Below are 22,130 nucleotides of genomic sequence, written 5' to 3' on the forward strand. Positions count from 1 at the left end.
AAGCGAGCCCTCAGGTCCAAAAGCTTACACGAAAAATGCTGGTTCTCGCTCCTCCCAGAGTAAGCCAGCATGAGCGGTGGCGAAAAAGCCGACAGGGAGCGCCAACGCACGGGCCAGCATTTTCAACTCCTCCCGAAAGTGCTGGCCCAAACCAACCTGCCAAGCAGGAGCCCCGAAAAATGAGCGATAGGAGAACTTCACAAGATCTGGTCGTCCGTCGTCTCGGTTTCGGCGATCTAGATAACATCTGTGATCATTTTCTGCGGTTAGATGTCCGAACGCGGCGGGCACGATTTTGTGGAGCCGTCGACGACAATGGTGTCTTGAGTTACGCACAGAATATCCTCCGGTACGACAGTATCGCTTGTGGAGCGTTTGTCTGGGGCCAATTGAGAGGCCTTGTCGAACTGCGCGGCCTCTTTCATTCATGGCCATCAAAGCCAGAGGCTGCACTCTCTGTCGAAGCTGAGTGGCAAGGCATTGGGATTGGCGACGCTTTGTTTCAACTGATGTACGCGATGGCGCAGAACAGAGGCGTCCGGACTATCCAAATGATGTGCCTGAAGGAAAACCGCCACTTGCGCTATCTTGCGGCGAAACATAACGCGCAGTTTGTAGCTGACGCGGATATTGTTGAAGCAATCTTGCACCCCAACTGGCCGACGCCCGCGTCAATTGCCATTGAGATTATCGCTGAAACTAGGGCACACTCACATCTGCTTTTTACTTAGACGACCAATAACACACTGCGTATTGCGGTCGTTTAATTGGACTTAAGCGAATGACCTTTTCTAATACCTTTATTGTTTCAGTGTTTAAGTTGCCTTTCTTGAGATAATGGCCGTGCGGTGCGCATATTCCACGTTAAACACAAGTCGGGATTTATCGTCTCAGGCTGTAACACGCAGTGCATCGACAGGAACCAGCGCTCCCTTGGCTTGGATTACGTAGCTGGCCAATTGGCAGCCTAATGATATTCCTGCGCGGAAATCGCTTTTCTCCAAAACGCTGAGCAAAACGCCAGCGTTGAAGCTGTCACCAGCGGCTGTTGTATCAATAGCGGAAGTTTCCGGCTTAGCGGGCACCTCCCCTCTAATATTCCCATCTTGATAAACCACAGAATGCTCGCCGTTCTTTACGACGATCCGCTCCACACCATGTCTTGCATATCGTTCAAGAGTCGCGGTCGGACAAGGGCCGCGGTACCCAGCGCGGGACGCAGGCCGCGTAGAAATTTGTCCATTTATGTCACCTCGTTCAGACGAATTCACGCGTTTGTCGCGTTGTCCCTTCGTGCGGGGGTTGATTACTGATTGGGATCAGGGCGTGTACCAGATGGGCGATGTGTAAGCCCGGTCCTGAATGGACTCGGGCGCGCCTTCGGGCAGTTCGACGCCAAAGAACTTGCGGTCAAAGGTGGTCCAGCGCGGGGTAGGGATTTCCAGAACCCGGACGTAGTAGAACGCGCTTTGTGTGGGTTCGAAATCAGGGTCCTCCCAATAGCCACCTAAAATCGCCTGGCCGATGTCGTTGGTATAAGTAGCCTCTTGCGCATCAACTGAGTTTCCAACCGGGCCATCACACGCCCCGTCGACAATCTCGCGACCACCGCATGAGACGTCATAGACTTTCTCGGATGTGGTGCCGTCGGCGTTCAGCCAGCCCTTGATGACCTGAACCCGGTCCAGATTGGCGCCATCCGGGTCACGCAACGCCCGAATTAGGAATCGCGGCGCACGACCTTCACTCGTTTCCAGATCACCCCCCATAGGTACGCCATTGGCGTAGCCGTGCGCCGCGAAGTCCGACCGAGGGAGGTCAGATTCTTCAAAGTCATATCCGGCAAACACACGGACGCGGATGCGCGTTCCGGTGGTTGCGAAAACCTCGCGCCGCATCATCGCGTCAAAGATCTCTTCCCGTGTATTGTCACGAGCCCAGACGGCTGCAAGGCCGGATGCGCTGGTCTGCCACGCCCGCAACCATGTGTCTTGTGGCCCGAGCCGTCCGGCGACCGGTTCCTCAAAACGGATCGGATCCGCCGTTGGCTCAAGCTGCGCAACTTTGCCGAAAAAGTTGTTTTCACGCGTCGATGCCAGAGAGGTGTGGGCATCCGTGGATCCGATCACCCCAAATTTCCATGGGTTGGCACCCAGTTCCGCACCATGTGCAAGGCCACGTTTTAATGCTTCACGAGCATACTCGCCCGAGACCATCTCGGGCACCTTTGGTTCAAATCCGCCCAGCGAGGTCGTATCCCAAGTCTCAAAATCGGCAAACGGATCGTCTGGCGACAGCATCGGGTGGGCTTCGCCATCCCCTTTCATCTGGGTGACCTCGTAGATTGGCTCCCACCGCTGACGTCGCGCGGCATAGTCCGCGTTTATCGGTTCGTCTGTTCCATATCGCGTGTCATTGAACATTAAACCGTTGGACAGGTTTCCGTTGTGTGGGATGGCCAACAAACTGCCACCGGTCTCGGCCTCAACCTCTTCCATCCAGTCCCACAGCGCTTCAGGGTTCGGATCAAGGTCAGATGACAATGGTATCCTGCTGTTCGCAACATCTTTACCGTCCTTGAAGACAACGACACGATGCAAATTGTTCCCATTAGGGGCCGACGTCCATTCAAACCCGATGAGTGCCGTGAACCTTCCGGGCTCGTTGGCAACTTCTGCAGCGTCGATGATTTCTTCCCATGGAGCCACTGGCACATTCGGGTCGGACGCGAGAGTGTTCGTTCCATCCGCCTTTGTCTTGGTGAAAAGGTTAAAGGCTTCTCCCGCAGCATCCGCGGTTCCTTGCATCACCAGGGCATGCAACTCCTGCCCCAATGGGTCTTACAGAATAATCGGATCAGACCGGGCAATCATCGGGGCAACCCCCAGCGCTTCGGCGTGATCCGAAATCACAAGCCAGTCGAGAGGCCTGATGAGCTGTGTTTTGACGCCCATCGATGAGGTGACTGTTTCGCCTTTGGCGTATCGGTAGGCTTCATCGGGGCCCAATGTGTTGCCAATCATCCCTGCATCAACCGAATAAGACGTGTGCAGGTGGGTATCTCCAAATAAAATCTGATTGGGAAAATCCTGTCCCGGGTACTGTGAGTATTCACGTTCCCCCGGATTCCACGGTGGCGCGTCCTGCGCTAACGCGGCCGAGGACAGTGCAAGGGCTGATACTGTAAGTGCTTTCAAATACATGGTGAAATCCTCAGGACGGTGTGTACCAGATGGGTGAGGTATAGGCGCGCCCCTGGATGGAGATTGGAGCACCCTCGGGTAGTTCAGTGCCAAAGAACTTTGCGTCAAAGGTGGTCCAACGCGGCGAAGGAATTTCCAGCACGCGCACGTAGTAAAAGGCAGACTGCGCCGGGTCGAAATCGGGGTCTTCCCAGAAACCGGCCAGAGTGGCCTGACCGATATCGTTGGTCCAAGTGGCGGTTTCCTGATCCACCGTATCGCCCACCGGACCGTCACATGCTCCGTCAATCAGGTCACGTCCACCACAGGCGACGTCGATCACCCATTCCGTGGTCGTGCCGTCCGCGTTCATCCAGCCCTTAACGATCTGAATACGGTCCAGGTTGGCACCATCTGGATCACGAAGCGCCCGCACCATGAAACGCGGCGCGCGGCCATCGCCCGAGGCGGCCAAATCGGCCCCCATCGGCACGCCGCTCTCATACCCATAAGCGTCAAAATCCGAACGCGGCAGGTCGGTTTCCTCGAAGTCGTATCCCGCAAAGACACGAACTCTCATGCGTGTCCCTGTCGTAGCGAAGACCTCGCGCCGCATCATAGCGTCAAAGATGGCCTCGCGAGTGTTTTCGCGCGCCCAGACAGCGGCCAGCCCCGACGCGGAAGTTTCCCAAGCCTTGATCTGGTTGGCCTCGTCGCCGAGCCGACCGGTAATGGCTTCATTGAAGCGCATCTCGTGGGCCGATGGCTCAAGGGCCGTGATTTTGCCAAAGAAGTTCTCTTCTCGTGTCGTCGACAATGACGTGTGAGCATCTGTCGATCCAATCATCCCGAACTTGAACGGGTTCGCACCAAGAGCAGCTTCGTGTTGCAACCCCAAACGATAGGCCGAGCGCGCGTATTCGCGAGGCAGCATTTCCGGTGTTTTTACTTCGGTCCCGAAACTGCCCTTGTCCCATGTCTCAAAATCCGCGAATGCGTCATCCGGGGACAAGGCCGGGTGCGTCTCACCATCCCCTTTCATCTGGGTCACCTCGTAAAGAGGCTCCAGACGTTGCCGCCGCTCGGCATATTCTGCTGACAGAGGTTCCCCCGAGAACCGTTTGTCATCGAACATCAGCCCGTTGGACAGGTTCCCATTATGTGGGATGGCCAGAAGCTGGCCGCCGGTTTCGGACTGGTAGTCCTCCATCCAGTCCCACAGTGCTTCGGGATCATTGCTGAGTTCATTGGACAGCGGAATACGGGTATTCGCCTCTTCCTTGCCATCCCGATAAACGACGACACGGTGCAGGTTGTTGCCGTCCGGGGCCGAGCTCCATTCATATCCGATGAAGGCTGTAAAGCTGCCGGGCACATTGGCCTCTTCAGCGGCATCGATGATCTCTTCCCACGGAATCTTGGGGACATTTTGATCCGATGCCAGATGGTTCGTGCCTTCATAGGCGCGGCCAAGCCACAAGTTATGAGCGGCCTGCGTGCTTTCGATCGTCTTCTGGCTGACCAGCTCATACAGCTCTGCGCCCAGAGGGTCTTCCAACAATGTCGGATCAGAGCGTGTCAGCAGCGGAGCGATGCCAAGACCGTCAGAGTGGTCGGAGACCACCAGCCAATCCAGCGGCCTCTGCAGTTTTGCGGGGATACCCGTAGACGCAACCACCGTTTCGCCTTTGGCAAATTTATAAGCATCTGCAGGGGATAGTTTGTTAAAGACCAATCCGGCATCCCACGAATAGGATGTGTGGAGATGCGTGTCGCCGAAAAAGACCTGATTGGGAAAACTTTGTTCTGGGTAAGGGGAATATTCAGCCCGATCTGGTGCAACATTGGGCGCATCCTGCGCTGCTGCCGAATGTGCTATTATACCTGCAATGCAAGTAATAGCAGCGCAGCTGACAACAGAAATCGAGAACAGAAACCCACGAGAATTCTGAGCGGAATGCATCCCTAATGCCCCCATAATATTGTTTATTATCAGATATTTATACTATTGTAACGTAAACGTTATTGGGCAAAGCTAACAGAACGGTTTGTCAAATACTTTCCCAAACGGGGTAATTGCGATGAAGAAGGAATCTAAAGATACGTTTTTCCCTATCTTTTCTTCAGCATGGCTAAGAGGCGTATCTCAAGAAAGCTTAGAAAAACTCAAACAGATTCCCGAAATCGTCACTTACAAGGATAAGGAAACAGTTTACGCTATTGGTGGGCCGCAAAGCTTTCTCTATGGCACCGTCTCGGGAAAGGTTCAGGTTCGCCTCGCCCTGACCGAAATAGAGCCGGTCTTGGGTCATATCCACCACCCCGGTGCCTGGTTCGGTGAATCAGAGTTGTTGCTTGGCGTTGACGGTCTGGTGGAAATGAAGGCCGCAGGCGGTGTCAGATTGGTTAGGATCGCATATTCTCGGTTTCGGCCACTGGCAAATGCACGCCCTAAACTATGGGAAGCATTTGCCCGCCTCACCTCGATGAACCAGCTACTGGCCATGTCTGCAGCCAATGACCTTGCGCAACGAAACACTCGCAAACGCATCGCTGCCGCGCTTTTGCGGTTGGGCGGATGGCGTGGCGTTTTACAGGGCGCCGAACCGACAGACACCGTTGTAGCCAGCCAGCAGGAACTTGCGGACCTGTCGAATATCGCCCTGTCCAAGATCTCGGTGTATTTAGGAGAAATGGCGACCGAAGGACTGATACGCTTGGAATATGGGCGCACCGTCTTGATCGACTTGGACGGGTTGCAGCGCGTGGTCGAGGAATAGAGTGATGCGTGCTGTTCCATGTCATAACCGTAGCCAATCTTGGAAAAAGCTACCCCTATCCTTTTCTCGGGTTTTCATCGTATTTTCGATCTTCTGCTTTGGGCTATTCGGCCCGCGTTCGGCTTTGGCATGCCAAGTTTGCATCACGCTGCCCGAGGCCTCACTTGCGGATCACTTGATCACGGCCGACGTCGTAGTCATGGCAGGACCAGCACAGGACAATCCATTCAAGTTTGCCCCACGTCAGATCATAAAAAGTACATCGGACGATCTGGAGAGATTTCCTGAAATTCCATTCTTGATCGACAGCACAACCCGCGCTGCCTTCCGCGCTGACCCCAAGATGTCAGTTCTGCTGACTTACGGAACTGTTGCCAAGGATGGTGCCGGACGCGGCTTGTCACGCAAGTGGACAAGGATATTCTCGCTGACCCCCGAGCGCGAGAAATTCTTGGAAGCGCTTTGGACCGAAGCCGAGCTGTGGCAGGACCGCACTACGGCATCCAATGCGCGCGTTGCGTTTTTTGCCCGATACCTTTCGCAAGAAGATCGGGTGCTCAGAGATACTGCCCTGATCGAAATCGACCGAGCGCCGAACGGCAGTATCCAAATGTTGCGCAACACGGTTGCTGCAGAAGAGTTATTGCGTGAGTTCGACAGCCTCGCTCGCATGAGCTTCGTTCCGGTTGCGATCCGATTGCTGGGCCTCCAGGCCGACGATGACAAGGCCAGACAAATTGTCCGATCAAGATATCCCAGGTCGGTTTTTCAAAGCTCGGGGTATGCGTATGATTGGGCTTTGGCTGGGATATCTGTCGATGGGCCATACGCTGTCACAGTTGTCGACGCCGCGTTGGGGTCGGCAAACCTCAAACAGGACCATAAGCAATCCCTCATTCGCGCCCTGGCTGACTCAGGTTGGGTGTCGCCTGAACTCAGAGATAAGATCATCAAGATTTTTTCCCGCGAGTTGGAACAGGATCACTCGTCGGCTTTGGAGATTGCGATTGCCATGCGCAATTGGAATGAAACGCGCTTGGATACCCAGTTTGCGTATTTGCTGCAAAACGATGAAATTGACCCGGTAACCAAGTTCGTCATCCAAACCAAACTAGCCTCAATTGAGTGACAACTGACGGTTTCGATCTGCGCCGAAACTGCTTCATTGATTGGCCCCACATACTAAAGCAGCTGATCTTTGTTGCGTATTAAAATTGCACTCCTGCCAGACGCCCGTCTAGAATTATTTCATGGTTGGTTGATCCGAACGTTCGGTTTCTGGGAATCGAAGATCCATTTGGCAAGCGCGGCGAGTGTCAGCCTTCCGCCCGTGAGCGACGAATGCTGCGCTCATGATCTATGTCGTCTTTCGGCTCAAAGCGGTCATCCGCATTGTTTGGTCGCTCATCTGGTTTTCCAACTTCGGCAATGCGGACAAAGCACCATTTCGCGGTCGCTTTGCGAACAACTGCTTTATCGAGAAGCTCGACATCTCGACAACGTATTCTCTTGGCCGGTGAAGCAGTCCGGCGCAGTAGTTAGCATGCTTGCCGAGATACCGTCTCTTTCGTTAGGCTCAGCTATGAATAGTTTTGAGCCAACCACGACTTCCTACGCATTGTTCTCGATGCCGCTTGACGAAGCTGCGTCGGCACTAACGGCATTTTTCTCCACCGGTGCCCTCGACCCTGTCCAATCCGATCTGGAAGGCAAAGCCGACGAGCTATTTCCCAATCTTGAGCCGTTGAGCATGGCTTCGGACCGAGCGCTTCTTGTCGCCAACGGGAAGAATTGGACGAGCTACTTCAACAACAGCCTGCTTGGATCAGACGTCTTTTTGGAAGTGTCTTGGCTTGCAAGGGCGCATAGTTGCACTGGATTGCGGATCGTAAAGAAACCGAAAGCGACCATTTTTGAAGCCTATAATTGCCCTGAGCGGGGTGGACAGGCCCCCAATAACTGCAGGCGAAGCATTTACGCCGCACCAGAAGGAAAGTGGACGTTCGGTTCGTCCGGAGCGCCGTATCCATTCGAAGACGTCTCGCGCTACGAGGCAAAAAGTATCCGGGATCGCTTCACACCTGAAACGTTGGATTACATATTGCGAGGCCTTGGCGCGCCACATGAGCCATTTCCCGTTTGCGAGAAACTTATAGCCAAGCTGTTCGTTTTTGATGGCCGTGCCCCGCAGCTCCCAAGATGGACGTATGCCGAAGTGCAGGCAGGACAACCATGGAAACCGGGCTAGGCAGTTTCCAGTCCGGTCATCCGACAAGTCTCTTGGGTCCCAATTAGCAAAAAGCTGCCGTTGGTATGCGATGCAGCATCCGTCGCAATGGGCTCGAAACAGACCTTGGTCACCTGTAGAGTAGCCCCTGACCAGTCCAACAAGGGAACGGACGACGGCTGTGCGGGACGAAGCAGACGTTTAGCCGGGGTTTCAAACTTATCGCCTCGAATGTCGACGCACTGCATTTTGGAGTATGGATCATCGTATTGTCGATACCTACGACTGATCAGACTACCCATTTAACAGTATCTCTCTGGTCCAATCCACTGCTCCACCGAATAGCGGTCCCCGTGCGTCCAGCCGACTGGCAAAACTTCTTCTATTCGTTCCAGGTCGGCATTCGTAAGGTTCAACTCCGCACCTGCGATGCACTCTCGGAAGTGATCAACAGACCGCGTTCCAGGGATCGGTATGACGTGAGGCCCACGGGTCAGGAGCCAAGCATTCGCCAAACCTGCAGCTGACGTGTCCATTTCTGCCGCTAGTTTTCGGAACCCATCTGTGATGCGGAGATTTTCAGACAGGTTGGGTTCCATAAAGCGCGGGTTGCCAGCTAAGAATGGCAGGCTTGTGATGCGCTCACGCGGGATCGGGTTGTCCGTCAGTAGCGACCGCCCGACAGGCGAAAACGCTACCATAGCGACACCCAGTTCGGCGCACGTCTGTACCAGTCCAAGATCGGGAAACCGGGTCGATAATGAGTATTCGGATTGGACGGCGGCGATTGGAAAGGTTTGCATCGCGCGGCGCAGCGTCGTAGGCGCGACTTCGGAAAGCCCGATTGCTTTGGTTTTTCCCTTCTCGACCAGTCGGCCAAGATTGGCCGCAGTCTCTTCTGGCGTAAGGCGAGGATCGCGGCGGTGCGCATAGAACAGGTCAACGCTGTCCAGCCCAAGACGTTGCAGCGACTTGTCCAGCTCGGCCTCCAGATGCTCCGCCGAGTTATCGAATACGCGATTGCCGTCGGCGTCGCGTGTAATCGTCGCTTTGGTCGCAATGACAAACTCTTCACGGGCGCTTGGATTGGCTTTCAGATAGGACCCGATGGCATTTTCTGATTTACCCATGCCATAGACGTTGGCCGTATCCAGATGTGTGACGCCGAGGTCACGACACGCATTGAGGATCGCGTGGCTAGCTTTCTCATTTGTTGGTCCATACATGTCTGAGAACGACATTGCGCCATAACCAATGGCACCGATTTCAGGTCCGTTTGCGCCTAGTTTACGTGTCTTCATTTTCTTCCTTCGACAAGCCACAACGGCAGCTGACCATGAACCAACTGGCGATCCAAACAGCAACGCGCTGGTATTCTAATGTTTAGTCAATAGCCTAATACCGAAGTTCGTTAATATGCTACGTAGGCGTTCGGTTGCCTAGGGTCAGGACCCATTGATTTCCGTTCTTCGGCATGATTCACCGTTCGAAAACGAGCGGTGACATGTCTGACCTTTTCTGGCTGAGCGATGCGCAGATGACGCGTCTGGAGCCCTATTTCCCCAAGTCCCACGGCAAACCTAGTGTCGATGATCGGCGTGTGTTGAGTGGGATTATCTTCATCAACCGCAATGGTTTACGGTGGCGGGATGCGCCCAAGGAATACGGGCCGCACAAAACCCTGTACAACCGTTGGAAACGATGGAGCGACAAAGGCATCTTTGCCCAGATTATGGTCAGTCTGGCCGCTGAGCATGGCGAAGAGAAGACGATCATGATCGACGCCACCTATCTGAAAGCCCACCGCACAGCGTCCAGTTTGGGCGTTAAAAAGGGGGACGCGGTCGCCTGATTGGCAGAACCAAAGGCGGTATGAATACCAAGTTGCACGCCATCTGTGACAGTAAAGGCCGCCCACTGAACCTGTTTGTAACCGCTGGACAGGTGAGCGATTACATCGGGGCAAAAGCCCTTTTGAGCAGCCTGCCCAATGTCGACTGGCTGCTCGGAGATCGAGGTTACGACGCCGATTGGTTCAGAGAAGCCCTGAAAGACAAAGGGATACGCGCATGTGTCCCTGGCCGGAAGCAACGCAAGGCCACCGTCAAATATGACAAACGCCCCTACAAACGACGCAATCGGATCGAGATTATGTTCGACAGGCTCAAGGATTGGCGGCGTGTGGCAACCCGATATGACAGGTGCCCAAAGGTATTCATCTCCGCCATCGCTCTCGCCGCCACGGTCATCTTCTGGCTATGAAACAAGGACGAGTCCTGACCCTAGTCCGCAGACTATGGTGAGACTAAGGTTGGCCTGTTAGTGGGTCTGGTGGCCACTGCTTTCATCTAACTATTTGATATATATTATGATTTATTAAAATTATGGTGCGGGTGGAGGGACTTGAACCCCCACGCCTTGCGGCGCCAGAACCTAAATCTGGTGCGTCTACCAATTTCGCCACACCCGCATTCCGGCATTTGCGCGCCGGATTGACGGGGTCAATATCAAAGCTTGAAACCAAGTGCGAGAGGGAATTGCAGGCGACGCCAAAGTTTATTCCCGTTCGCAATATTACGCCTGATCAAGGTACTGATCCAAATTCTTTCATGGCAACCGTCAGCTGAACGAAATCCTGTTCAATGTCGTGTAGAAACAATGACATAGCGATACAATTGAACAGGCCCTGCTGAGTTTATTCGTCTCTACTGAGATGATCGGCAATATAGGTGCGCAATCGGATGAGGTGTTCATGAAGTCATCTGCGCGAGCATTTCTGCTTCGCAAATTCCGCTGGGTCCAATCAATCAGAACTCTGCGCACCAAAGCAGAAAAACCAATGCGAGTCCGCTCACTACCGGCAATCCCGATTTCTGCTGACGCGTGGGGTGCTCAAATCTTCAGGCGAATAGGCAGCCGCGCACGCAAAGCCTCCTCGGCCTTAGCGGGCAGATGGTCGGGCGCGGGTTGTGCCTCGATCTGGGCAACGCGGGCGATGGCGCGATCCCATACTGTCTGTGCACCGCTTTCCAGCCAATCATTGACGCTTTGTCGATCACCCAGAGAGGGGTAGACATATTCGCGGGTCATCAGGTTCAGTGTTTGAGCGGTGCCAAGATAGTGCCCGTCGCCTGTGACGACCTCTTCAATCAGGTCAAGATCAATCGAGGTGTCACACATCTCGACCCCGCGAACCGACCGCAGGATCGCACCGCACATGTCGTTGTCGATCACCAGCGCCTCTTTGCTGGCGGCCATGATCGAGCCCAGCATGCCGACCGAAAGGTTGATCATGTCCGCCCCGGACTGCGCGGCCAGGGCGATGGTATAGCCCTTCTCGTATCCTGACTGCGCGTCAGCCGTCTTGGCATCGGTCATCCCCGCGGAAACAGTCGATGGCAAGCCGAGGCTCAGCAACAGCTGCGCGGCGGCGGCATTGGCGATTGCGGCTTCACCCGATCCACCGGTCATGGCCCCGGTGCGCAAATCCGAGATGAATGGTAGAAAGGCAAGGATGCAGGGAAAGCCAGACCTCATCATGTTGACCAGCACCAGACCCGCCAGCGATTCTGCCAGACCTTGCGCCAGCGCTCCGGCCAGAGAGGCGGGGCTGGTTGCCCCCGCCTGAGCCGCCGAACAGATCTGGAGCGGCATCCCAAGACGCACGCATTCGCGCATGACACCACATGCTTCTTCTGCCAGCGTCAACGGCGGCACCACATGACATACCGAGGCAAAACAAAACGGTTGGCTCCCGAAACCCCCTTCTGCCCCCAACGCTTGATCAAACATCTCGATCACTGGGGCGACGTGCGCCGGGTCAAAAAAGCTGGTGCCGATGGGCTTTGATGTCGCCTTCATTGCCGCAAAGGCGGTGTTGATATCCAACGTCAACGGGTCTTCCAGATCCCGCGCGACCACCGGGCGCAAAGAATAGTGAATCGCATCACAGGAATCGACGATCCGCATCAGACCATAAAGGTCCTTCAGCGTGCTGTCGCGATATGTATTGGCTTCGGAATCAAGGATGTGTACGGCCGCGCCGCCGGTACCTATATGAACCTTTCCACCGCCTATCTCGATCCCGCGATCCTTGATGAACCCGGGCAGTTCGACCCGCTTGCAGGCCTTAGAAATCACCTCTTCAACCAAAGCGCGGGGAAAGGTGATACGCCCGTCCGCCCGCTGCAACGCGCCGTTGTCCAGTGCAAGTTCACGAATATCACGGGACGCACCCGACACTCCTGTCCGTTCCAAAATATCAAATGCGGCGTTTGTAATTTGGGCAAGTTTGCCCTCGTCCAGCGGTCTGAACCGCCCACCGAAAGGAGGCGGCGTCATTTGGTGCGCAGAAAGTGCCAAGCCCCGACCGGATCGTGATCGCCGCATGTCTACATCCTATGTGGATCCCAGTGCGGAGGCATCTTAGGAAGCGCCACTTTCAAGCTCAATTCTATTAGTTGCATAATTTCGTGAAATTATTTCGCTCAAGGCAGGCCGGGCCCACCACCCGCCCTGAACGACGGGACGTCCTTTTTCTTGTTGCCGGGAAGGAAATCAAGCGAACTCTCCCATGGGTTGAGGCATTCTTATGCGCGCCTCACCACATTCGCGCCACAATTCAAACGTTAAAATATCTTATTCGCGTCAAAATAACACCGCCTTGAGGGTTCTTCTTGGGCACAGGAGTTAATGAGTCTTTTTGCGCATCTGCTGCGCTGTACCAGTGTTTCACTCAACTCCAGCACAAGGGTCTTTACCGTGACCGACATGATGAACTCCGCCGCTGCCGAGCAAGACGCTGTCGTTTTTGCACGTCAAAGCTTTCTTGGTGAACTCAAAACACTGAACCGCGATTACCCTGACACGGGATTTGGCATTGCGTTGCGAACCCATTCCGGCGACCACTATCTGCTTGCCAATGCACGGATGCCTTTGCCTTCCGTCAAATCTGAAGGGTTTCCCACCGGACGCCAGGTTGCACGCCTGGAAAATGGTGATCATTTCAGTCTGATCGAAGTTCTGGCCGATGCCGGAGCATATGAAAACATTTCTCCGCGCGCCGAAGCCGAAATTCTGGGCAACGCTCTGGATTTGATTGCCCGGATCGACACCCTGACCCGCGCGCCTTCTGGCCGTATGCCGGAAACCCTGCAAATCGCCGCAACTGGAACCGGAGGCTGATCCATGGCGCGCAACGAACATCTTCTGTCCGTAGGTAATGAGGCCCTGTCACCTATGACGTCGGCCATGACGTCCCTGACGGCTCAGATCGACCAATTGACGGAAGTGGCCGATGCGCGCTCTTCGGCGCGGCTGGCGACACTCAAAACGCGGATGGAGAACTTTACCGCGTCAGTGACGCTGGTCGGGCAGGTGAAGGCCGGTAAATCCTCGATCGTGAACATCCTTGCGGGCCGTCCAGCCCTGCTGCCGTCGGATGTGAACCCATGGACCTCGGTTGTCACCACCCTGAACATAAACACCCGTACGCAGGGCGGCACCAAGTCCAGGTTTACCTTCTTCGAGCAGGAGGAGTGGGACAATCTGATGGTTGGCGGCGGCCGGCTAGGCGAACTGGCCAACCGGGCTGGTGCGGACGACGAAATGGACGATATCCGGCGTCAGATCAATGAGATGAAGTCCAAGTCCGAAGCGCGGTTGGGAAAGCACTTCGACCTGATTCTCGGCCAGAGCCACCAGTACGACTATTTCGATGAGGAACTGATCCAGCGCTATGTGTGTCTGGGGGACGAAGACGACCCGGATATTAACCCAAAAACGGGGCGGTTCGCCGATGTCACCAAATCAGCGGAACTGTTCATGGATATTCCTCAATACCCGATCTCGCTGAAGCTCTGCGACACGCCCGGTGTGAACGATACTTTCATGGTGCGCGAACAGATCACCTTGCGCAGCTTGCGCGGATCCGAGGTCTGTATTGTGGTTCTCGCGGCCAGTCAGGCGCTGACCACCATGGATATGGCGCTGATGCGGATCATCGCCCAGTTCGAACACCGTCAGATCATCCTGTTCGTGAACCGGATCGACGAGCTGGCCGATCCCGTCAATCAGGTTCCGGAAATCCGCGACCGGATTCAAGACACGCTGAAACAGAACAACATCGACATAAACACCAGCGTTGTATTTGGAAGCGCTTTGTGGGCCGAGGCCGCACTGACTGGCAACCCCGACATCCTGACAGAAGAATCTCGACAGGCGTTGAACACGTTCTATCTGGCGGCCGGATTTGGCGATCAGGCACCTTCGCTTGACAAAATCTGGGCGTTGTCCGGTCTGCCTGACCTTCTGCTGGCCATGAATGAACGCATTGCCGAAGGCGCGGGCACCCGTCTGCTGGATCGTGTGCGCCACCGGGCCCGAAACATTGCCAGCCAGATTCGGGCCACGGCCGTCGCCAAGACACTGTCTGGTGACGAAGGAGTGGTTCGGGATCTGGACGGAGTATCGCCAGAAGACGCCATTTCCACCGTAGCCGCCGAATACGAAAAGAAGGTCGCTGACCTGACCACGTCGCTGCGCGACAAGGTGCTTGAACGGTTGGCCTCGGCTGAGGCAAATTTTGTCAAACGGGCGACGGATTCCCTGATTTCCCATCTGGAACAGAACGGCGAACAAGGCACCTGGCAGTATGATCCGGCCGGGCTGCGCACCCTGCAGAAGGCCGCCTATTTCAGCTTCGCCCGAACCATGCGCAAGGAAGCCGGAGCGCTTTACGCAACCGCCGCAACGGACGTGGAGGCGCTGTATCACAGTTTGCTGGGCAACCATTTGGGTGAATTCAAGATCGAAGCCCCGATTGTACCGCGCGTCCCGCCGCCATTGGGCATCGGGCGAACCATTGCGCTTGATTTGCAAAGCACCTGGTGGCGCCGCTGGTGGAAACGCCGCAAAGGATTCGAGGCTTATGCGGCGGATTACACCCGCCTGATCGCCTCCGAAGCGAACTCGATCACCAAGGATATCGAAGAAAACCAGATCGCAGCCGTTCTGGAAAACGTCAGGGCTACTCTGTCCGATTTCATGCGTGAACAGAATGAGACCCTGCTGAACATCTCGGCTACGGCGGAGCAGGATCCCGGACGCAACACCGCATTGATGGCAGGCATCCAACTGCAGAAATCGCGGGACGAAATCCTGGGTAGCATCCTTAAAGATCTAAGTAACGAGGCAGCATAAGTAGAGATATGACAAAAGACTCACAAAACCGCTTCGTGTCACCTAAGGCCTGGGAACGCATCGAGCAGTGGTCCCGCCGCAAGCCGGTCTTTGCGCTAATGGGGGAATTCAGCGCCGGGAAATCGACGCTGATGAATTTTCTCCTGCGCACGCAGGCATTGCCGACACAGGTCACGGCGACGCAATTGCCGCCCATCTGGTTCAGTTGGGGCAACAAACCTGCCTTCGTAAAACGGCATGATGGCAGCACGGAAAGTATCACGCTGGATCAGCTTGAAAGTGTTGGCGTGAATGATGCGCAGTTCATTCGCATCTATCTCGAGGCCGACATTCTGGAAGCTGTCGACCTGATCGATACCCCGGGCATTTCGGATCCCAAGATTTCGACCGATGTGTGGCGGCGCGCAATCGGTCAGGCCAATGGCGTTCTGTGGTGTACCCATGCAACGCAGGCCTGGCGCGAGACTGAACGCGCAACCTGGGTATCCCTGCCCGAGCGTTTGCAGAACAACTCCCTGTTGCTGGTCACCCGCGTCGATGCACTTGATGTCAAAGACCGCCAGAAAGTGCTGCGACGGGTCAATCGGGAAGCCGGACATCTGTTCAACAGGTCGATCCTGTTTTCTGCGCGCGATGCCATTACGGCACGGGACAAAACCGGTGATGCCGAGCTTTGGTCGCGCAGTGGTGGCGGCAAGATGGTCGACAGCTTTCTGGAGATCACTGAGCACATTATGGACAACCGGGCAGAACAGCTGTCCCGTTATCAGATCGACAAGACGCTTTCCAACGAACCCAGGGTTCAGCCGCTGCGTCCGTCGCGTAAGGCTGATGGCGAGGGGGACAAACGGCCCGAAAGTGAAGCGGTGCCCCTCCAGCTGATAAACCCCCTTGCCGACGAAAGCGACGAACCCAAGGTCGTCACCAGCTTTCCAGTGCGTCCTGCACGTGTGGAGCGGCAAGGCGAGGATTCGGAACGACCGAGAATTGACGCGGCTGAGGCCGAGCGACTGCGGGCTGAGATGGTGCCCGATACCGTAGACTCGAGCAAAGACGGCGTAGACGACGACGATTTACGGACCTTTTTCCGCAAAACGTCGGAGGGCCCGCTGGACCTGACGGCACTGGCCAGATCCACTTCGGATGAAGACGAGTTCGATCTGCTGGACGAAGACGAACTGGATGAAGAGGCTCGCGATCCCGCGATTGCAACCAGTGAACCCGAAGATTGGGACGAGTCTGAAACCCTGATCGCGGCGACTGAAGACAATCCAGCGGATGCGCCTGAAGTCTCGGTCGAGGACGAGGCTGAAAAAGAAGAGGGAATTGAGGTTTCGGTCTGGTCGATCACCGCTTTGCTGGCCCAGCAATCGGACAAGTCAGACCAGGAATACGAACCCGAGCCTGAAGACCTTAGCCCGGCCGAAGCCGAGATTCTGTCCATGCCGGGCGGAAATGCCGAAGCGCAAAGCCGCGATTCCGAGAACATAGATGCGATAGCTGGTCAGATGTCGGCGCCTAAGGAAAGCTCGCTCAGCGCATCCGCCATGTGGCGCGAGGTTGCGAAGGACGAAGACCTGCCGGAAGATGTCGAAGGCTTAAAGAACGTATTTACGGCGTTTCTGGCTGAGTTTGACAAGATCGCCATTGAGCACAACGAGCAGCAGACCAAAGAGGCGTTGCGCCCAATGGCAAAAACCAGTGAAAACAGCAGGGCGGAATGGCATGTGCTTTAGCCCCGGAAACATTGTCCTGACGGACAGTTTCGACAGAATTGCCAGGTGTTAGATGTCGATCGAAGCTGCGTTGACCACTGCAATGGAATCAATACCCGACTGCATCGCAGCCGGGTATATCGATATGGAAACCGGGATGTTGCTGGGGACAAAAGTCGCTGACCCGGAAGGTGGCGACGCATTGGACACACTTGCAGTTGCTGTCGCCAACCTGTTTCAGGGCCGGGGAGTACGGGCCTTTGAGCAGCTTCTGCGGCAGGCAGAACCAGTAACCCCAAACGGTTCCGGCTTTGGCGAGATTGCAGTGTTTTCCAATGATCGGCTCAATATTTTTCTGCGGACCCGGGAATATCCCGATCATGTTGTCTGCTACGTCTGTCACAACAGCGCGAATGTCGGGTTGGCGCTGGCGAAATCACATCTCAGTCTGGGCTCGGTGGCGGCTGCAGTCTAGTTGGACCTGAGGGGGTCAAGGCATGATGGATACTGACATACTTGACATGCTCGAAGACATCGGGCGGTCATCAGTTGCTCGGCTTTCTCCGGCTGTGACGCTGGCGGGTGACACGCCCGTAACACGTCGCGCTGAAGTATTGCGCGCCATTCGCCGCACCGTGTTGCCGCGCCGCCTGGAATTTACGGCCGCCAATGGGGATTGCCTTGCAATTGAGGTCAACAGTTCAAGGGTCACGGATGTCTTTCGCGTCCGGTCCGGTTTGGTGCCGGATTTTGAAACCGAACCGCGGGATGCGTTGACTGACAGGCTGGCCCATCTGGTGTCGGACATTGCCGCTGCCCCTGCCCCGCTGGAACTGACGTCATTGCAGCCGGATACCGCGCTGGAAGCAGATGATGTCGGGATAACCCTCAGCGAAATCCAGGTTGCCTGCCAGAGTATAGAGTTTCCAACCGAACCAATTGTTTCGATTGTGCCCAATGTCGAACCGGACCTGCAACCGCCCGTACCCCAATCGGATACGCTGGCGGCAAGATACTTTGACGCGGCCGACAAATTTGCGCTGGGACGCATTCTGGCGGAAAGCTCAGATGGGCGCGAATTGCAATCCGATGGTATTTGCGCACCCGGCCAAAGCGCTGGGCCAGATCAGGAACTTCTTGCACAATTTGCGAAGGATTTGAGCGGTTGGAACGCCGATCTGGCTATCGATTCCGAAAAGCCGCAACTAATTGTCATGCGTCCGTCCGGCGGTAAAGGAGCCGGCCTGGCGGTACTGCAGCATGGTGATCAATTCGCGGTCGCCTTGCATGAGGCGCGCAAGCTGGGTTCAGCGGTCAATCTGTGGACCACTCTGAAGGGAACAGAGGAATGACCGCGCCCAAAACAATCAAATTTTCGAATAATTCAATCCGTGAGTACGAGTAAACAGGTAAAATGTTATGAGTGAAAATAATCGTCGCGAGTTAATTCGCATCGCAGAAGACATGAATGAAGTGAGCAATGACGAAACCCGTCAGTTCATTTCGCGCATTGTCAGAGACCTTACAAATCTGAGGCCCTCCATCGCTTTTGTCGGTCAGATCAAGGCCGGTAAGTCTCGTCTGATCAATGGCTTCACCGGGCAGGCCGAGTTCCTTCCGTCGGATGTAAACCCCTGGACCACCGTAATCACCGATATGCATTTCGGGCATCCTTCGGGCCGGACGGACGGGGCCGAGTTTCATTTCTTCGACAATCGCCAATGGCAGGCGCTGATCGCCGAAGGTGAAGAATTGCGCAACATGTTCCCCGACGACGAGGACAGCTATAAGCGCGAGATGATCGAGGAACAGGTCGAGGCGATGAAAACCCGCGCCCGGCTGCGTCTGGGCGAAAGCTATGAACAACTGCTGGGTCAGCACCACGATCTGGAGCATCTCAATACGGACGATCTGGCGCGCTATGTCTGCGCCGGGGATGATCCAACCGATACTGAAACGCACGACCCCGGTTCTGACCGGGGCCTCTACAGTGACATTACCCGCAAGGCCGAAGTCTATTTTGACATCGGCCACTTTCCGTTCCCGCTGACCGTCACGGACACACCCGGTGTCAACGACCCGCTGCTGATCCGCGAGGAAATCTCGCGCCAGTATCTGAAGGAATCCGACTTTTTTGTTGTGGTTCTGTCGGCGCATCAGGCCCTGTCCCGGGCTGACCTGAAACTCTTCCGTTTGATGCAGGCGTTGGAGTTGGGCCAGATCGTCGTGTTTATCAACCGCGTGGACGAACTGGGCGGTGGTGCCGAAGATGCCACGAAAGTGCGTGCGGATGTTCGCGACGGACTTGAGAAAGCCCTTGGAAACTCGGATATCGACGTTTTGATGGGCAGTGCCCAATGGGCACATTATGCCCTCACCGGAGATGACACCGGGATCAATCACGATCACGTTCTTGCCTGGTTGCGAGCCCATCCCGAACAGATGAAGCAATATCTGAAAGGTGTTGAGGAGATCAAACAGGGGCCCGGTCCCATCAGTCGCGAAGGTGTCCTGCGCTTTGCGGCCATGATCGCCTCGGGCCTTCCGGATCTGCGCCGGCATGTGACCCGCGCCCTCACCGAGGGCCCCCGGAACGAACAGATGCGCATGGCGTGGCAGCACCTGAACAGTTTCGCCAAGGGCGAGGTTGAACGCTCTGGCGCGCATCTTCGCGCTTTGGAAGTCGATTCCGGCAAAGACACTTCAAGTGCGGATGAAAACGACAAGACGCTGGGCGATCTTCGCGCCTTGGTGGTCGAAAAAACCAGCGAAATCACAAATAATATGGACGACGTTCTGGCCAATCTGCGAGGTGTCATGGATGACACGGTGGCTGAATCCGTATCGGGCGTGGTGCGCGGACCGAACGGGCAATCGCCGCTGCTGATCAGGGGCGGCGATACCGAATTGAACTTTACCCCGCTGCGCGACCGGATGCGGGAACTGGTTCAGGGGGCGACGCAGGTCGTCCGTCAACGGATGCTGAGCGAACTTTACGCCATCGACATGCAATGCAACGCGGCACTGCGGACACTGGCAGGCTGGCATGATCCGGCTGACAACCGCATGAACACCAGTGCCGTGCGGTGGTACCGGCCGGACACAACCGCCCTGACACGCGGAATCACGGTAGAGTTGCGTGTGAACTGGCTCTCTCGCCTGATATCGCGTAATAGTGTGGTATCCAGGGCCGAACGAATGATCGTTCAGGAATTCGAGATGATCGGTGATGATCTGGTCGACACCGCGCGCGGGGATTTACTGGAACGTCTGAATACCGTTCTGGATCACTACATGGCTCTGTTGGCCGGACATCTTGAACATCGCGCCGGTAGCGGAGAGGCAAATGCGAGAACACAGGCGCAGACCGCATATGATCGCGCCCGGCGGATTGCCGATGAACTGGGTTCCGTATTCGGGCCGAATTTGGCGGAAAACACACAAGCAGAGGCTGCTGAATGATTGAATTTCCCGGAACCGAAAAGGAGGTGCGTCAGCTTGAGCGCTTTCTGACCGCGACGGAGGCATTGCCTTCCGATACGGCGCTGGACAAAATGCGCGAGCGTGCGCTGGCCCACGCCGAACGGTTGTCCAATGCTGTCAATATCGGTTTCGCGGGCGAGTTCGGGGCTGGCAAATCCAGTCTGGCCAACATGCTGGCCGGGGCCGACATACTGCCGACCGGGCCGCAACATCTGAAACTGCCCTTGGTGATTGTTGCCTATGCCGATACACCGGAAACCACCGTCGGGTGGTGGGATAAAGAGCCAAGGGTGTACTCTGGCATAGCGCTTGAGAAGGCGGCTGCGGACAATCCCGATTTCATCTCAGTCGGGCTGAATACACCTGCACTCAAGGAAATCTCACTGTTCGATCTGCCGGGGTCTGGTGCGCTTGACGATACGTACAAGCAAACGCTGGACCTTCTGAAGTTTGTCGACTGCGCGATCTGGTGCACAAACGGAACCAATGCCTGGCGCGAAACCGAACGTCATCTGTGGGCCCGGGTTCCGGAAGAACTGCGGGCAAACAGCCTGCTGGCCGTCACTCATACCGATCTGCCGCCGGTCCGCGATGCGCTGGATCGTGTTCTGGCTCGGTTGAACAAGGAAAAAGGTGACCTGTTCCGTACGGTTGTCCCAATCGGCACACCGATAGCGGTCAAGGCAATGGCGCAAGAGCCCGAGCCCGATTTCGACCTATGGGAAACATGCGGCGGGCGAAATTTAGCGGAACAGGTATTGCAAGTCGCATCCGACCGACGCCTGAAGGATCTGGAGGCCGCTCGCACCGACCTGCGGCAACAATTTCTGCCCTATCTGGAAAGCCTGCCCGGTGAGGAACCGGCGCCGGAGTCAGAAAGCGCCGATGCGTCGGCCATGCACACGGCGCTCGGGACCGCCCTGCCCCCATTGGACAACCCGATCCTGGAAGACTGGCTGGCCGCAATCACCAGCATCTACGAGGACCTGCGGGAATCGTCCAGTATCGAACCCGCAGCCTTCCTTCAAAGCTGCCAGGATATCGTCGAAGACTTCGCCGAACGTCTGGAACAGGGGGACGAAATCGACCCCGAGGCAGACTGGATACCGGGTGAGTTCGAAAAGGCCACTGACCTGCTGCTGTTGCTTCAGTTCGAAAGTGGCGATGCGCCGCTCAAGGACGCGATCAGCATCTTGGCGCAGCTGGGCGACAACCTGGCCTGGGCCGGAAGCAAGGTTTCCTCACCACAACCGAAAACCGGCACCTGACAATTTTCTCTTTAAAATTGATCTTGGATATCGCGAATCGAGCCCGGCAGAATCGGCCTTTTATTGTTTCTATTTCGTGGACCAAGAGCGTTTAGCGGACGATCAGTTCACACGCTTGACGAGCTGGAACACAACATATAGCTACAACACCCGCCTCTGTTACTGTATGTAGTTTTTGATCAAAAACGATCCTTAGTGAAGCCATCAGGTGGCCCCAATAAAGTCAAATTTGAAACGTCTAACCGTTCTCAAGTGTTCTGCGGTTGTTTCTGGTT

16 protein-coding genes, 1 tRNA gene and 1 pseudogene are annotated in these 22,130 nt (G+C 55.7%); 12 read left to right on the forward strand and 6 right to left on the reverse strand.

The genetic code is table 11. The annotated features are described in order from the left end of the window. Nucleotides 1–179 precede the first annotated feature (179 nt). Nucleotides 180–731: a GNAT family N-acetyltransferase gene (locus tag ACR3EQ_RS21205; protein WP_170611129.1), complete on the forward strand. Its 552-nt coding sequence runs from the start codon at nucleotides 180–182 to the stop codon at nucleotides 729–731. 159 nt (nucleotides 732–890) lie between these two features. Here ACR3EQ_RS21205 and ACR3EQ_RS21210 read toward each other — a convergent pair whose 3' ends face one another. The 3 genes and pseudogenes from ACR3EQ_RS21210 to ACR3EQ_RS21220 all read right to left on the reverse strand — a co-directional run bounded on the left by ACR3EQ_RS21210 (nucleotide 891) and on the right by ACR3EQ_RS21220 (nucleotide 5,160). Next, a complete protein-coding gene (locus ACR3EQ_RS21210; protein ID WP_170611131.1) occupies nucleotides 891–1,154 on the reverse strand; it encodes a PfkB family carbohydrate kinase in 264 nt (87 codons plus the stop codon). A 165-nt stretch (nucleotides 1,155–1,319) separates the two neighbouring features. Next, nucleotides 1,320–3,203, reverse strand: a pseudogene (locus ACR3EQ_RS21215) (DUF3604 domain-containing protein). Between the two features lie 10 nt (nucleotides 3,204–3,213). Further along, nucleotides 3,214–5,160 carry a DUF3604 domain-containing protein gene (locus ACR3EQ_RS21220; RefSeq protein WP_480492004.1) on the reverse strand — a complete coding sequence of 649 codons (1,947 nt, stop codon included), beginning with the start codon at nucleotides 5,158–5,160 and terminating at the stop codon, nucleotides 3,214–3,216. A 103-nt stretch (nucleotides 5,161–5,263) separates the two neighbouring features. On the opposite strand from ACR3EQ_RS21220, the gene ACR3EQ_RS21225 reads away from it, so the two are divergent. The 3 genes from ACR3EQ_RS21225 (at nucleotide 5,264) to ACR3EQ_RS21235 (ending at nucleotide 8,210) form a co-directional block, all read left to right on the forward strand. Beyond that, entirely contained in the window at nucleotides 5,264–5,962 is a 699-nt protein-coding gene (locus ACR3EQ_RS21225; RefSeq protein ID WP_480492005.1) for a Crp/Fnr family transcriptional regulator, read from the forward strand. Nucleotides 5,963–6,161: 199 nt separating this feature from the next. Continuing rightward, a complete protein-coding gene (locus ACR3EQ_RS21230; RefSeq protein ID WP_480492007.1) occupies nucleotides 6,162–7,091 on the forward strand; it encodes a hypothetical protein in 930 nt (309 codons plus the stop codon). Between the two features lie 69 nt (nucleotides 7,092–7,160). Beyond that, nucleotides 7,161–8,210: a hypothetical protein gene (locus ACR3EQ_RS21235; RefSeq protein WP_480492008.1), complete on the forward strand. Its 1,050-nt coding sequence runs from the start codon at nucleotides 7,161–7,163 to the stop codon at nucleotides 8,208–8,210. Between the two features lie 281 nt (nucleotides 8,211–8,491). Here the strand turns inward: ACR3EQ_RS21235 and ACR3EQ_RS21240 are convergent, their stop codons facing one another. Then, nucleotides 8,492–9,490, reverse strand: a complete 999-nt coding sequence (locus ACR3EQ_RS21240; protein ID WP_170611144.1) for an aldo/keto reductase — start codon at nucleotides 9,488–9,490, stop codon at nucleotides 8,492–8,494. A 203-nt stretch (nucleotides 9,491–9,693) separates the two neighbouring features. Between ACR3EQ_RS21240 and ACR3EQ_RS21245 the strand changes: the two genes are divergently transcribed. Further along, nucleotides 9,694–10,451, forward strand: a protein-coding gene (locus ACR3EQ_RS21245; RefSeq protein WP_480492010.1) for an IS5 family transposase whose coding sequence is annotated in 2 segments (ribosomal slippage) — nucleotides 9,694–10,018 and nucleotides 10,018–10,451 — 759 coding nt in all. Because the reading frame shifts where the segments join, the coding sequence is not laid out codon by codon here. 123 nt (nucleotides 10,452–10,574) lie between these two features. Here ACR3EQ_RS21245 and ACR3EQ_RS21250 read toward each other — a convergent pair. Beyond that, a tRNA-Leu gene (locus ACR3EQ_RS21250) sits at nucleotides 10,575–10,659 on the reverse strand. 422 nt (nucleotides 10,660–11,081) lie between these two features. Next, on the reverse strand, nucleotides 11,082–12,530 hold the full coding sequence (locus ACR3EQ_RS21255; RefSeq protein ID WP_170611150.1) for a trimethylamine methyltransferase family protein: 1,449 nt from the start codon (nucleotides 12,528–12,530) through the stop codon (nucleotides 11,082–11,084). 351 nt (nucleotides 12,531–12,881) lie between these two features. Between ACR3EQ_RS21255 and ACR3EQ_RS21260 the strand changes: the two genes are divergently transcribed. The 7 genes from ACR3EQ_RS21260 (at nucleotide 12,882) to ACR3EQ_RS21290 (ending at nucleotide 21,855) form a co-directional block, all read left to right on the forward strand. Beyond that, on the forward strand, nucleotides 12,882–13,373 hold the full coding sequence (locus ACR3EQ_RS21260) for a hypothetical protein (protein WP_480441549.1): 492 nt from the start codon (nucleotides 12,882–12,884) through the stop codon (nucleotides 13,371–13,373). A 3-nt stretch (nucleotides 13,374–13,376) separates the two neighbouring features. Beyond that, entirely contained in the window at nucleotides 13,377–15,389 is a 2,013-nt protein-coding gene (locus tag ACR3EQ_RS21265; RefSeq protein ID WP_170611153.1) for a dynamin family protein, read from the forward strand. An 8-nt stretch (nucleotides 15,390–15,397) separates the two neighbouring features. Then, entirely contained in the window at nucleotides 15,398–17,125 is a 1,728-nt protein-coding gene (locus ACR3EQ_RS21270) for a dynamin family protein (RefSeq protein ID WP_170611155.1), read from the forward strand. 52 nt (nucleotides 17,126–17,177) lie between these two features. Beyond that, nucleotides 17,178–17,579, forward strand: coding sequence for a hypothetical protein (locus tag ACR3EQ_RS21275; RefSeq protein WP_170611158.1), 402 nt, complete (start codon nucleotides 17,178–17,180; stop codon nucleotides 17,577–17,579). Between the two features lie 22 nt (nucleotides 17,580–17,601). Further along, entirely contained in the window at nucleotides 17,602–18,456 is an 855-nt protein-coding gene (locus ACR3EQ_RS21280; RefSeq protein ID WP_170611161.1) for a hypothetical protein, read from the forward strand. Nucleotides 18,457–18,523: 67 nt separating this feature from the next. Further along, nucleotides 18,524–20,566, forward strand: a complete 2,043-nt coding sequence (locus ACR3EQ_RS21285; protein ID WP_170611163.1) for a dynamin family protein — start codon at nucleotides 18,524–18,526, stop codon at nucleotides 20,564–20,566. Beyond that, nucleotides 20,563–21,855: a dynamin family protein gene (locus ACR3EQ_RS21290; protein ID WP_480492012.1), complete on the forward strand. Its 1,293-nt coding sequence runs from the start codon at nucleotides 20,563–20,565 to the stop codon at nucleotides 21,853–21,855. The genes ACR3EQ_RS21285 and ACR3EQ_RS21290 overlap by 4 nt, the downstream gene beginning before the upstream one ends. Nucleotides 21,856–22,130: the final 275 nt, after the last annotated feature.

The sequence above is a fragment of the Ruegeria sp. AN11 genome, from assembly GCF_056536005.1.

Bases quoted from the DNA above. Each gene is read 5' to 3' on its own strand.
- ACR3EQ_RS21255 (WP_170611150.1), bottom strand. From the start codon at position 12,530: ATGACGCCGCCTCCTTTCGGTGGGCGGTTCAGACCGCTGGACGAGGGC.
- ACR3EQ_RS21220 (WP_480492004.1), bottom strand. From the start codon at position 5,160: ATGGGGGCATTAGGGATGCATTCCGCTCAGAATTCTCGTGGGTTTCTG.
- ACR3EQ_RS21290 (WP_480492012.1), top strand. From the start codon at position 20,563: ATGATTGAATTTCCCGGAACCGAAAAGGAGGTGCGTCAGCTTGAGCGC.
- ACR3EQ_RS21225 (WP_480492005.1), top strand. From the start codon at position 5,264: ATGAAGAAGGAATCTAAAGATACGTTTTTCCCTATCTTTTCTTCAGCA.
- ACR3EQ_RS21270 (WP_170611155.1), top strand. From the start codon at position 15,398: ATGACAAAAGACTCACAAAACCGCTTCGTGTCACCTAAGGCCTGGGAA.
- ACR3EQ_RS21230 (WP_480492007.1), top strand. From the start codon at position 6,162: ATGGCAGGACCAGCACAGGACAATCCATTCAAGTTTGCCCCACGTCAG.
- ACR3EQ_RS21205 (WP_170611129.1), top strand. From the start codon at position 180: ATGAGCGATAGGAGAACTTCACAAGATCTGGTCGTCCGTCGTCTCGGT.
- ACR3EQ_RS21280 (WP_170611161.1), top strand. From the start codon at position 17,602: ATGATGGATACTGACATACTTGACATGCTCGAAGACATCGGGCGGTCA.
- ACR3EQ_RS21260 (WP_480441549.1), top strand. From the start codon at position 12,882: ATGAGTCTTTTTGCGCATCTGCTGCGCTGTACCAGTGTTTCACTCAAC.
- ACR3EQ_RS21285 (WP_170611163.1), top strand. From the start codon at position 18,524: ATGAGTGAAAATAATCGTCGCGAGTTAATTCGCATCGCAGAAGACATG.
- ACR3EQ_RS21275 (WP_170611158.1), top strand. From the start codon at position 17,178: ATGTCGATCGAAGCTGCGTTGACCACTGCAATGGAATCAATACCCGAC.
- ACR3EQ_RS21240 (WP_170611144.1), bottom strand. From the start codon at position 9,490: ATGAAGACACGTAAACTAGGCGCAAACGGACCTGAAATCGGTGCCATT.
- ACR3EQ_RS21265 (WP_170611153.1), top strand. From the start codon at position 13,377: ATGGCGCGCAACGAACATCTTCTGTCCGTAGGTAATGAGGCCCTGTCA.